13 protein-coding genes and 1 riboswitch are annotated in these 12,158 nt (G+C 38.6%); of the genes, 10 read left to right on the top strand and 3 right to left on the bottom strand.

The features are described from left to right. Positions 1-95: 95 nt before the first annotated feature. Both ACLHDF_RS17980 and ACLHDF_RS17985 read left to right on the top strand, forming a co-directional pair. Positions 96-356: an NAD(P)-binding protein gene (locus tag ACLHDF_RS17980; protein WP_413920067.1), complete on the top strand. Its 261-nt coding sequence runs from the start codon at positions 96-98 to the stop codon at positions 354-356. Between the two features lie 496 nt (positions 357-852). Then, positions 853-1,386 (top strand): hypothetical protein, encoded by a 534-nt coding sequence (locus ACLHDF_RS17985; protein ID WP_413920068.1) that lies wholly within the window; start codon positions 853-855, stop codon positions 1,384-1,386. A 136-nt stretch (positions 1,387-1,522) separates the two neighbouring features. Here the strand turns inward: ACLHDF_RS17985 and ACLHDF_RS17990 are convergent, their stop codons facing one another. Continuing rightward, entirely contained in the window at positions 1,523-2,755 is a 1,233-nt protein-coding gene (locus ACLHDF_RS17990) for a helix-turn-helix domain-containing protein (RefSeq protein WP_413920069.1), read from the bottom strand. Positions 2,756-3,062: 307 nt separating this feature from the next. Between ACLHDF_RS17990 and ACLHDF_RS17995 the strand changes: the two genes are divergently transcribed. The 3 genes from ACLHDF_RS17995 to ACLHDF_RS18005 are packed head-to-tail and all read left to right on the top strand — an operon-like array spanning position 3,063 to position 5,571. Then, the gene (locus ACLHDF_RS17995; RefSeq protein WP_413920070.1) at positions 3,063-3,842 is read left to right on the top strand and encodes an SDR family NAD(P)-dependent oxidoreductase; all 780 of its coding nucleotides are present in this window, start codon (positions 3,063-3,065) and stop codon (positions 3,840-3,842) included. 12 nt (positions 3,843-3,854) lie between these two features. After that, positions 3,855-4,157 (top strand): ArsR/SmtB family transcription factor, encoded by a 303-nt coding sequence (locus ACLHDF_RS18000; protein WP_413920071.1) that lies wholly within the window; start codon positions 3,855-3,857, stop codon positions 4,155-4,157. Positions 4,158-4,170: 13 nt separating this feature from the next. Further along, on the top strand, positions 4,171-5,571 hold the full coding sequence (locus tag ACLHDF_RS18005; protein ID WP_413920072.1) for an aldehyde dehydrogenase: 1,401 nt from the start codon (positions 4,171-4,173) through the stop codon (positions 5,569-5,571). A 26-nt stretch (positions 5,572-5,597) separates the two neighbouring features. Here the strand turns inward: ACLHDF_RS18005 and tenA are convergent, their stop codons facing one another. Beyond that, positions 5,598-6,287 (bottom strand): thiaminase II, encoded by a 690-nt coding sequence (gene tenA, locus ACLHDF_RS18010; RefSeq protein ID WP_413920073.1) that lies wholly within the window; start codon positions 6,285-6,287, stop codon positions 5,598-5,600. A gap of 95 nt (positions 6,288-6,382) precedes the next feature. Further along, positions 6,383-6,481, bottom strand: a riboswitch (TPP riboswitch). Between the two features lie 226 nt (positions 6,482-6,707). Here tenA and ACLHDF_RS18015 point away from each other — a divergent pair. The 3 genes from ACLHDF_RS18015 to ACLHDF_RS18025 all read left to right on the top strand — a co-directional run bounded on the left by ACLHDF_RS18015 (position 6,708) and on the right by ACLHDF_RS18025 (position 9,448). After that, a complete protein-coding gene (locus ACLHDF_RS18015) occupies positions 6,708-7,454 on the top strand; it encodes a TspO/MBR family protein (protein ID WP_413920074.1) in 747 nt (248 codons plus the stop codon). A gap of 306 nt (positions 7,455-7,760) precedes the next feature. Beyond that, entirely contained in the window at positions 7,761-7,943 is a 183-nt protein-coding gene (locus ACLHDF_RS18020) for a hypothetical protein (RefSeq protein ID WP_251396572.1), read from the top strand. A gap of 170 nt (positions 7,944-8,113) precedes the next feature. Next, entirely contained in the window at positions 8,114-9,448 is a 1,335-nt protein-coding gene (locus ACLHDF_RS18025; RefSeq protein ID WP_413920075.1) for a sodium-dependent transporter, read from the top strand. Between the two features lie 29 nt (positions 9,449-9,477). Here the strand turns inward: ACLHDF_RS18025 and ACLHDF_RS18030 are convergent, their stop codons facing one another. Then, the gene (locus ACLHDF_RS18030; protein WP_413920076.1) at positions 9,478-10,053 is read right to left on the bottom strand and encodes a cell wall hydrolase; all 576 of its coding nucleotides are present in this window, start codon (positions 10,051-10,053) and stop codon (positions 9,478-9,480) included. Positions 10,054-10,305: 252 nt separating this feature from the next. On the opposite strand from ACLHDF_RS18030, the gene ACLHDF_RS18035 reads away from it, so the two are divergent. Next, on the top strand, positions 10,306-11,337 hold the full coding sequence (locus tag ACLHDF_RS18035; RefSeq protein WP_413920077.1) for a LacI family DNA-binding transcriptional regulator: 1,032 nt from the start codon (positions 10,306-10,308) through the stop codon (positions 11,335-11,337). Between the two features lie 88 nt (positions 11,338-11,425). Beyond that, positions 11,426-12,151: a ThuA domain-containing protein gene (locus tag ACLHDF_RS18040; RefSeq protein WP_413920078.1), complete on the top strand. Its 726-nt coding sequence runs from the start codon at positions 11,426-11,428 to the stop codon at positions 12,149-12,151. Positions 12,152-12,158: the final 7 nt, after the last annotated feature.

The following is a 12,158-nucleotide window of genomic DNA, read 5'->3' on the forward strand; positions in this document are numbered from 1 at the left end:
CACGGCTTTTTTATTGCAGTAACGAGACGCTTCTAAATTGCGGTGAGCTTCTTTTTTTTTGCACAATAGAAGAAAGAGCTAAAGAAGGTGAAGACATGCATAAGCAAGTTGTGGTAATAGGCGGAGGAATAGGTGGGTTAACAGCGGGAGCGCTTCTGCCTAAACATGACTATGTAGTGCCGGTTTTAGAAGCTTCTCGAGAGTGGGGAGGCTGTGCCGGCAAATTTCAGCGCCATTTCTATACGTTTCCTGTTGGAGCTACGCTTGGAATGGGGTTCGAGAGCGGAGGGATACATGAACGAATCAACGCGTACCTTGGCCTAAAATTGAAAAGATTTCTCTTGAGAAAATCATGAAAGTTCATCTTCCCCATTGTACACTGATTTATTATCAAGACCGATATGAGCATATTTCCTATCTTCAAAAAGAATTTTCTCATAAAGCGAAGAATATTAGGAGCTTTTATGAAAATGTTTTTACAATTGCCAAAGAAATTCGCAAGCTCATGCAGTATATCTTCCGGTTCTTCCTCCTCTGACAATCGGTGAGTGGAGCAGAGTGGTAAGTTCGTTAAATCTTGGGTCTGTAAAGCTGTTGTCTTATTGTTATCAATCGTTTAGTTATTTACTAAAAAAACACAGTTTGGTAGACGAAACGGACTTTCTTCATTTTATTGATGGGCAATTAATAGACAGCATGCAGACAACAAGTGAGAACTGTTAACGTGCATCAGACGTTCTATGCAACACGCCGATTCAAAGTTTAAAGTCTTTATTACATGATGAGGATTACCAACATATCCATAAGCGGGCAAAAGAAAAAGGCGAGCTTCCGCAGTGGGGAACGTTTTCGATGTATTTTGCGATTGATGAGAAGCATATACCGCAAAAGGTAGAGATATTTCAGCAAATACTTCAATCCGAACAAGGTGAGATGACGGAAGGAAATCATTTATTTGTCTCCGTTTCTCATCCTGATGATCGTTTTCGCGCGCCTGAAGGTAAACGTACAATTACAGCTTCTACTCACATTGAGCTTAGCAAGTGGGGTAACAAAGACGACTATGATATTCAAAAACAAGTTCTTGAGAAAAAGATGATAGTAGGAATTAAAACGATTATTCCTAACATTGAAGAAGCAAAGCATCAAATTTCAGGAGCTCCTAAGGCATTGGAAAGGTTCACTTCCCGGCCGAACGGCGGAGTGGGAGGCTTTCCGCAAACGCTAGATCATGCTTTATTTAACAGTATTTCGCATCGATCTGGTTTACAAGAGCTGTGGCTATGCGGAGATACAGTATTTCCAGGAGCGGGCACTATAGGCGTATCCGTAAGCGGCTATCATGTTTTTCAAAGTATAACGTCTCATCACCACAAATTACCTTAACAGCTTTTACATACATTTAAAAATGAAGAGAAGAGTTGGAATGGCACGCCTTCGAGAAATAAACGTACCTTATTTATAAAATCTATTGTTCATACCATCAAAAAACACCGGCCCTATTACCATAGAGCCGGTGTTTTCAGGAGAGAAACAGCTTCCACCACTTCCGTTTTCGCTTCATGTCAGCAGCGGCGGTTTGCCTAAAGGTTTGGACAAAATCACTAAACATTTCTTCGCGTTCAGCTACGCTTTGACGATGAAGCTTACGTTCTTTCTCCATTTCTTTTAAATAATAGACTCGCTCTTCATTCATCGAATCAATTAAATCACGAAGTTCTTCTGTTGTATTGGTTGATGAATTGTTTAATTTTTCAACCATAAATTTTACTTGGTTCATAGCAACAGTAGAATTGCTTGAGAATCGATCTAATAAGTACTGCATTTCTTTAGAGGATTCATCGGTATTCTCCATTACATCTTTCATGAATAAGCGCATATCCTCCGTTTTTTCTTCAGCAATTGTTGAATAATCTTCAATCAGAGAAGTAACTTCATCAAATGCTTTTTCGTTAGAACGGATAATTTTTTTAGACATATTTTCTACATCTCTTGCGCTGCGTTCTGAAGACTCAGAAATGTATGCGCCGACCGATTCCACCATTTCTACAGTTTGAGTAGCGCTTTTTTCGAGCTCTCTTTTCACTTCTCCGACAATTTCTTCGCGAACTTCATTTCGCATTCCTTCGCGCATTTCTTTTAACAAATCAGCTTTAAACGTATCAAGTACCTCAAACACATCTTCATAGCGGCGAACAGCTTCTACTAATTCCCCTTGAAGCATCTCTTTTTCATTCACAACAAGGTCGTTTGGTTTCGGCTCTTCAATAGAAGCAGAAATGGCCTGCTTTTCTGCTTCGGTAGCTAATCGTGCTTCAGGTATAGGAGGGGTCTTCGCTTGCTTATTTTCTGAAATGCTTTCCTGCTGTTCGGCAGCTTTTTTCTTTTCTTGCCTCATTTGTTTATTGGAATGTTCTTGAAAATCAATGACGTTTTCTTTTTTAGCTGTTTTCAACTGTGCCGGTTCTTCCTCTTTTGAAACCGCTGCCTCTGATTCCATCACTAAATGCTCCTGTTCTTCTTGCTCCTTGATAAGCAGCTGAACATACTCTTTCACTTCATCTAACGTACATTGTTCATCAAACAGCTGTTTAATATCATTAAACAATTCAATTTGTTCCTCTGTATAGACACGGGCTCCATCTACTCGTTCAATTGTTAAATAGCTGCCCAATAATTTTTCCCATTGTTTTAGCGTTTTCTTTTCTACCTCTAATTGATCACTTACTTTTTTAATTGTATATGTCTCCATCATTTTTCATTTCCTCCTTTATCTATTTTCATCCAACTATGTAATGGATTATTTGTTGTATGTTGTATTCACCATATCTTCACTTGTTTTCCTGCTAGGTGACAAAGGTTGTCAAAACTAGACGACATTAGCCTTCTATGTAAAGAAAGCGCATATTTTGTAAAAAAATGTACGGAATGCGGAGATAGAAAAAATGGCAAATACAATAGAAAAGGAGAATATAGAAAACAGTTGACGGGAAAAAATGAATCTTATAAGATAAGTTTAAATGTTTAAGTGCTTGAACGTATAAACCTAAGGGGTGAACACTATGTCACAGCATTATGCGCTCATCACCGGTGCTTCGGGAGGAATAGGAAAAGAGTTAGCTTATCAATTTTCCAAGGATGGGTACCCTTTAATTTTAGTTGCCAGAAGCACTGATAAACTAAAAGCTATTAAAGAGAATTTAAAATCTGCTTATGATATTGAAGTGATAACGCTTGTAAAGGATTTATCGAAAGAAGAAGATATACAGTCACTCTATGACGAGCTTAAAAGCAAAGAAATATACATTGATTATTTAGTGAACAATGCTGGCTTTGGGCTATATGGGAAATTTGTTGACACAGCTTTAAATGAAGAATTAAACATGATTGACTTAAATATTCGAGCATTAACTCATTTAACAAAATTATTTTTACCTGATATGGTCAAAAGAAATCACGGGAAAATTTTGAACATTGCGTCTGTTGCTGCATTTATGCCGGGTCCGCTTATGACGGTATATTACGCAACGAAAGCGTACGTATTATCTTTTACCGAGGCCCTTGAAAATGAATTAAAAGGTACCAATGTAACAGTAAGTGCTCTATGCCCAGGTCCAACTAAAACTGGTTTTAGCGACCGAGCCCAGCTAAGCAACTCCAAGCTCTTTCAAAGCGGTGCAATGGGTGTAGAAACAGTTGCTAAAGTCGGCTATAAAAAATTTATGAAAGGGCAGACGGTTATCGTACCAGGAGTACAGTTTCGTCTCGCCACGTTCGTTCCGCGCTTCGTGCCAAGAAAGTGGCTTGCATCCATTGTCCGCAGAACACAAGAAATTAAATAGAGGAGAATATACATGAGTGAAAAAGCAGTCGAGTTATTTCGTGCCAGCATTCCTATTTTTCAAGCGCTAAGCGATTCAGCAAGACAAGATATTATTTTGCTGCTCGCGGAAAAAGAGCCTTTAACCGTTAATGAAATTGCAAACGAGTCTACACTATCACGACCGGCAATTTCGCATCATTTAAAAATTTTACGGGATCAAAAGCTTGTACAAATTGAACAAAAAGGAACGCAGAGATATTATTCATTAGCTTTAAACGAGGCAGTCGCGCTATTAAAAAGCTTGCTTGCTACAGTTGAAGCCGAATGTTTATAGGGAGATGAAAGGGATGAACCACGAGCAATTCTATATCACAGATGAAACGGTCATTGAGCATATTGTCTCTACACAAAAGCAATATTTCTATGCACAAAAGACAAAGAGTATGGACAGCCGTATTCAAGCGCTAAATAAGCTCAGAGACGTAGTCAAACAAAACGAGCAGAGAATTATGGATGCTTTAAAACACGATTTAAATAAATCTGAAGTAGAGGCTTACACGTCGGAAATTGGGATTTTACTAGAGGAAATTCGATTTACGCTTAAACATTTAGCAAAATGGATGAAGCCTAAAAAAGTAAAAACCGCTTTAACACACGTTGGTTCCAAAGGGAAAATCGTTCCGGAACCGTACGGAGTCGCTTTAATTATTGCCCCGTGGAACTATCCGTTTCAATTAGCGCTGTCTCCTTTAGTAGGAGCGATTGCCGCTGGAAACACGGCGATTATTAAACCGTCTGAATTAACCCCTAGCATATCTCGCGTTATACAAGAATTACTAGCTGAAGCGTTTGATCCAGCATTTGTAACGGTAATTGAAGGCGCTGTAGAGACCACAAGCTTGCTTTTAAAACAGCCGCTTGATTATATTTTCTTTACGGGAAGTGTAAATGTAGGGAAAATTATTATGCAGGAAGCAGGTAAGCAGCTCATCCCCGTCACGCTTGAGCTAGGCGGGAAAAGTCCGTGTATTGTACACGAAGATGCAAACCTAGATCTTGCAGCAAAGCGGATTATGTTTGGTAAAGGAATAAATGCAGGACAAACGTGCGTTGCTCCTGATTATTTACTCGTTCATAAAAAAGTGAAAGCGCAGCTAGTGGAGAAACTTCGCGAAGCGATTTCTCAATTTTACGGTAGTAATCCGCTTGAAAGCGACCGCTACGGCCGCATTGTCAGTGAGCGCCATTTTACTCGGTTAGTTGAGTTTTTAAAAGAAGAAAACGCTGCAATTGGAGGTGGATACAATAAGGACACGCTAACAATAGAACCTACGGTGTTAAGTGAAGTAAGCTGGAAATCAGACGTCATGCAAGAAGAAATCTTTGGACCGATTCTTCCTTTGATTGAATATGAAACGTTAGATCAAGTCATTCACAAAGTTCAAGAAAAAGCTAAGCCGTTAGCTCTTTACTTATTTACAGAAAGTGAAGGTGTAAAAAACGTCATAACGGAGCGTCTTTCATTTGGAGGAGGCTGTATAAATGATACGCTTATGCATATCGCTACGCCATATTTACCGTTTGGCGGAGTAGGAGAAAGCGGCACGGGTCAATATCATGGAGAAGACAGCTTCCGGACATTTTCTCATTTTAAAAGCATACTGTCTCAAACAACCAAGTTTGATTTGGCATTCCGCTATCCTTCGGAGAAACAAAACTTGAAAATGATTAAAAAATTATTAAAATAAAAAAGCCTCCCGTGAGGCTTTTTTTATTATTTTGAAAGTGAAAGCTGAGAAAGCGGCCATTTTTCTTGCGTATAAGCCATTTCCCAAAACAAATACTCGAGTTCACAGCTTTTAATGAAATGATCTTTCATACGATTACGTTCTTCTTCAGTCGCTTGTTCTGCGAGTTCATCAAGCTTGTTACAAAACCATTGCGTTGTATCGTTCATTTCTTCATTATTATAAAACTGAATCCATTCATAAAAAGGATGAGAAGGAGATGGATTTACTTGTTCCGTAATGCGTTGTCCTATTTCAACGTACGTCCATGGACATGGAAGAAGCACAGCAATGATTTCCGCTAAGCTGCCTGTATGCGCAACGCTCATCATATGGTTAATGTAGTGGCTGGCCGTCGGTGAAAGCGTCTCAGTGTGAAGGTCTTCATAGCGTACACCTGCTACTTCACAAAAATTATTGTGAGGGTGTACTTCACTATGTAATACCGTAGAAATGCCGGCATTAAAGGCTTCCATTTCGGTACGTGTGCGGCATTTTGTTAAAGCAGCGCCGTAAATGCGGACAAATGCTGTTAAGTATTCGTAGTCTTGAGAAACGTAGTGAATAAGCGCTTCTTTTGGCACGTTTCCTTCAGCGATTCCTTTAATAAAAGGATGGTTAAAAATCGCTTCGTAAATATAGTTTGCTTCTTGTCTTAATTGAGATGAAAATGACATCAAAATCCTCCTTTAATATGAGGAAGTCACAAACAAGCATATAAAGGAAATAAAAAACACTCCGTTTATAAACGGAGTGGCAAAGGACAGTAAAAAACTGAACATTGCCACTTTCCTACGCTGGTATGAGCCAGATCAGGTTCAAAGGGATCAAGAAAACTTGTCTCAGCCGGTGGGCACCCCTAGTGGACTTCCTGTTAATCTATGTTTAACTTACCATATATTCTGAAAAATAGAAAGCATTATGGGAGATTGTACAATAACTGTTTTTATTCTTTAAAGAGGTACCTTCTTTAAGCTATTTTTAATCGTTTTTGTTTAAAAATGCATATTTTTAGGGAAGAAGAGGTATTAATGAAGGAAAGAGCCGTTTTCGTCTCCGAAACATTCCCATATAAATAGAAGAAAGGAGAGAATAAAATGGCAAAATTTCGTTTGTATGCTGTATTAAATGTAGTAGGCTTGCTCATTACACTGATTGTGAATTATTTAGCAAATGCCATTCCGATAGGAGGTAAAACAACAGCAGAGGCTTCTGCACAAGTTCCTACATTGTTTACACCAGGCGGTTATGCCTTTGCTATTTGGGGCGTCATTTATTTATTATTAGCTATTTGGGTTGTACGCCAATTCTTTGCAAGAGAAGATCAAAAGGAAATATACGCACGTATCGGCATTTGGTTTTTTCTAAACTGTTTGTTAAATAGTGCATGGATTTTTATTTTCCAAAATGATTACTATAAGCTGTCACTTTTAGTTATGCTCTTTATTTTAGGTACATTAATGATTGTGTACTCCATTATTCAGCATTCTCGGATGACGACGTGGTTTATGCGCTTGCCAATTTCTCTTTATCTTGGCTGGATTTCTGTTGCGACTATTGTTAATGTGTTTGTCGTATTTCAAGCGAATGGAATACAGCACTTGCTTGGTCTAAATGAGTTAGCTTGGACGATTATTATGCTGCTAGTGGGAGCTGCACTGGGCAGTACGTTTACATTAAAAAACCGAGACGCTGTTTATCCGCTTGTTTTTATTTGGGCTTATGTTGCCATTGCGGTGAAACAAAGTGGAAATCAGCCGATTGTCATTACCGTCATCATTTCAGTTGTTTTATTAGCAATTGCTATTATTGTAGGGTTGATTAAACGCTATAGACGTTTTTAAAAAGAAGCTCTAGCTTTTTTATAAGCTAGAGCTTTTTATGATGCTCTTTTGATTGTAAAAAAGCAGCTGTAAAAGCAATTAAGCTAATTAAAATACCAAAAGGAACAACAATTGGTACGAATGATAAGATAAATGTCATAAGTGTAACCTCCATGTTGCATCGGTGCATAATGAAAAATTCAACTTTTTTAAATTGAAGTTCCGCTATTATAGTATGCTAGGCTTTATGTTTGGAGCCTATATGTTTAGAAATAAATGAAAAAGGCAAAACACGTTACATATAGGTTAGATATAGGAGGAGTTAAAGTGGAAACATATATCGTGGCTTACACAGATAAAGATGATATGGAATATAAACAAGTAACGTGCGAGAGTTATGAGGATGCAGAGCGTACGGTTCTTCGTTTAGAAAGAGAAGGGCATATGCATATTGAAGAAATATCAAATCACGAAGCTTATCGTGGAGATGAATCATCGTACAGAGAATAATAGTTGAATAAAAAGACCGAGCCTAAAATGAAGAAGCCGCTGCTTCTTCATTTTTTTTTATACATATCATTTTATAGAAAAAAGTAAAACGGGAATGATTTTCTTCTGCATTTATGGTACAGTACTAATCAGGTGAGTTTTGAGTTTAGAAGAGGAGAGAGTAACATTATATGAGTAAAGGAAATCAGTGGTCTTCACGCCTCGGTTTTATTTTAGCATCTGCTGGGGCAGCAATTGGTCTAGGAGCGATATGGAAATTTCCATACGTAACGGGAACCAGTGGCGGTGGAGCGTTTTTTGCGTTGTTTATTTTATTTACGATTTTTATTGGACTGCCTCTGCTGTTGGCAGAATTTGTCATTGGAAGACATGCAGGAAAAGAAGCGATTAGTGCTTATAAGGCAATTGCTCCAAAGTCCGCTTGGGTATGGATTGGCAGGCTAGGAGTACTCAGCTGTGTCGTGTTGCTTTCCTTTTACAGCGTCGTTGGCGGCTGGGTGATTTTATATACGATTATGAGCGTAACCGGTATGCTAAGCGGAAAAGAGTACGGGCCGCTCTTTAATGCCGTCATTAGTCAACCTTATGTTGTATTAGGCGCACAGGCGCTGTTTTTATTAATTACAGTGTTTGTTATTTCAAAAGGCGTACAAAAAGGAATAGAGCGTGCTAATAAATACATGATGCCGCTATTATTTATCTGTTTTATCATTATTGTTGTTCGCTCTTTAACATTAGACGGGGCTTTAGAAGGAGTGAAGTTCTTTTTAAAACCGGATTTTTCAGCCATTACAGGGTCATCTATTCTTTATGCGCTTGGCCAGTCGTTTTTCTCGCTTTGCGTGGGGTTATCCTGCATGGTGACATATAGCTCTTATTTAGGGAAAAAAGTAAGCTTGACGCGTTCTGCAGGCACCATCGCAATTTTGAACTTATTTGTTTCACTGCTAGCGGGCTTAGCTATTTTTCCGGCTGTTTTTTCGTTTGGATTAAAGCCAACCGAAGGGCCTGGACTTTTGTTTGTTGTTTTGCCAACAGTATTTGAGAAGATGCCGTTTGGTACCGTCTTTTTAGCACTGTTTTTAATTTTATTTCTGTTTGCTACGCTTACGTCTGCTTTTTCACTGCTAGAAATTATTGTAGCTGCTTTAACCAAAGACGATCAAACAAAACGAACTCGCTACGCTTCTTTATCAGGGGTTCTTGTGTTTATAGTAGGCATTCCATCAGCACTTTCGTTTGGTGTGCTAAAACACATCTCGCTTTTTGGCAGAAGTATATTTGACGTAGCTGACTTTTTTGTGAGCAATTTAATGCTGCCTCTTGGAAGTCTAGCCATTGCAATTTTTGTGACGTTTAAAATGAAAAAAGAAGCCGTGTATGAAGAGTTTATTTCGGGAAGCACAACAGGCGCTAAGTTATTTAACGCATGGTTCTTTTTAGTTAAATACGTATTGCCTATTATTATTATAGCTGTACTATTAAGCTTACTTGTTGCATATTAAAAAAAGCACTCATCTGAGTGCTTTTTTGTTTATTTTGCAAAAACGTGATGTCCGATTGTGATCGTAACCTGTTTTTGACGAAGCCATTGGTCGCTTGTTTTATCTGGATTAAAGAAAAATAATGAACCTTTTCCTTGACCTCTAAAAGCTAGTGCTTCATTTACAGCTTTTTTCGCTTCGGCATCCGCTGCTTTATTAATTTCTCCGTTTTGTACAGGTGTAAACTGTGTACCTTGATAAATCACGTCGTGAATAGAGTTTGGGAAAGAATCGCTATCCACTCGATTTAAGACGACTGTCGCTACAGCCACTTTACCAGCGTAAGGTTCACCTTTTGCTTCAGCTTGTACAAGGCGAGCTAACAACTCTTTATCACTTTCACTAATAGAGTTAGGGATTGTTAATGTTTCATTTGCATTAATAGAGTCGGTAGATTTGTGGTTCGCTTCTTTTAATTGTTTAACAGTAACGCCGTATTCAGCGCCAATTTTGTAAAGAGTCTCTCCAGCTTTTACACGATGAGTTGTTTCATCTGCATTTGCCCCGTGACTCATTCCGAACATAGGAACTGCTAGTGCTCCAATAATTGCTAGTTTCTTAAACATAAAGTAAGTACCTCCTGAAATCCTTTTGAACGCCCCTTATATTATACGGATCAGTGCGTGCTGTGCACCGAGCTTTATATGTACGTTTCAAAGATTAACAGGTGTCAATACATCTTGTCACTGCGTAAAACATACCAATCTAGGAAGATATTATAATAGTTAACAGATAATTTGAAAAATACATTGACTGATAATAAAGTAGTGAATTATAATGAACGAGTAAATAGTTAACCGTTTAACTGGAGAGATTTTATGGGAGAAAAGATAACGATTCGTGATGTAGCAAAGCGTGCAGGGGTGTCTGCAGCTTCAGTATCTTACGTCTTAAACGGAATTAACAAAGTATCCGATGAAACAAAAGAGCGAATTTTAACAGCGGTAAAAGAATTAAACTACGAACCGAATTTAACCGCCGTTAGTCTTTCGAAACAAAAGTCAAATATGATTGGCGTTATGTTTCCACTTACGGATGATTCGCTTTCTACTATATTTAAAGATAACCATTATTACAGCGAAATGATTAGTGGGATTGAATATGTTATCCGTAAGCATGGTTATGACTTAGTCATATCTGGAGTGAGTAGCCCAGCTGATTGCCTAAAATGGATTCGAACGAGAAATATTGATGGTCTTCTGTTTTTAGGAGTCTTCCCGCATCGATTGTATGAAAAAATGAAAGCGTTATCGAATCCCGTTGTGCTAGTAGATACATACGAAAGGTACGAACGTGATTATCATCATATTTCTGTAGACGATGAGTATGGAGGATATCTAGCTACAAAACATTTAGTGGATTTGGGGCACCAAGAAATTGCCTTTGTCGCTCATCACCTCGTCAATAGTCCAGTGGATAAGAAGAGGTATATAGGCTACGAGAAAGCGTTAAAAGAAGCGGGCATTACACCATCAAAGACGTTTGTTTTTGAAGCGAACGAAAGCTCATTTGATAACGGATACAATTTAGGAAATAAGCTGCTGCAAGATCATAAGGATATTCGGGCGGTTTTTGCATCCTCTGATACGCTGGCGCTTGGAATTATGAAAGCGCTACAAGAAAAGGGGAAAAGAATTCCGGGGGACTACTCAATCGTAGGGTTTGATGACATAACGTTTAGTAGCTATGCATCTCCAAGTTTAACAACAATCCGTCAAGATGTATTTAACAAAGGAGTAGTAGCCGCAACGTCTGTTATTCAAGCAATTGAACGCCGTTTCAGCACGCTGCAGCATGTAAAATTATCGGTTGAACTTATTATTCGAGATTCAACTGCTAAGCGCTGGTGAACCACAGTAAGTTAACCGGTTAACCAAAGTTTAGTATTCATAAAAAAAGGGGATATAAATTAGCATTTACAAAAAAGGGGATATGAAAATGATTAATGTTACAGTATGGAATGAAAATCGTCATGAACAGAAAAATCCGGTTGTAAGAGAAATTTACTCTGAAGGCATCCACGGTGCCATCGCTTCTTTTTTAGAAGAAGGAGGATTTCGTACGCACACTGCAACTTTAGACGAAGTAGAACATGGCTTGACTGATGAAGTATTGAATCAAACGGATGTTTTAGTTTGGTGGGGACATTTAGCACATGACGAAGTAAAAGATGACATCGTTGAGAAAGTAAAGCAGCGCGTACTAGACGGTATGGGGCTTATTGTCTTACACTCAGGTCACTTTTCTAAGATTTTTAAGACGTTAATGGGCACAAGCTGCGACTTAAAGTGGCGTGAAGCGGATGAAAAAGAGCGTTTATGGGTAGTAGAACCAAGCCATCCAATTGTTGAAGGCATTGGTGAATTCATCGAGCTTGAGCGTGAAGAAATGTACGGAGAGCACTTTGATATTCCAGCGCCTGATGAACTGATTTTTACAAGCTGGTTCGAAGGCGGAGAAATTTTCAGAAGCGGCTGTACGTATAAACGAGGAAACGGAAAAGTATTTTATTTCAGACCTGGACATGAAACATATCCAACATATCATAACAAAGACATTCAGCGTGTCATTATGAATGCTATTAAATGGGCGAAGCCAGCAGAGAGAAAACGCCCTGTTTACGGTAATGCGCAACCGCTTGAATCAATCGCTGTTAAAAACTAATTAATGA

Origin of the sequence: Priestia megaterium, from assembly GCF_046599315.1 — a bacterium.
Taxonomy (GTDB): Bacteria; Bacillota; Bacilli; order Bacillales; family Bacillaceae_H; genus Priestia; species Priestia megaterium_F.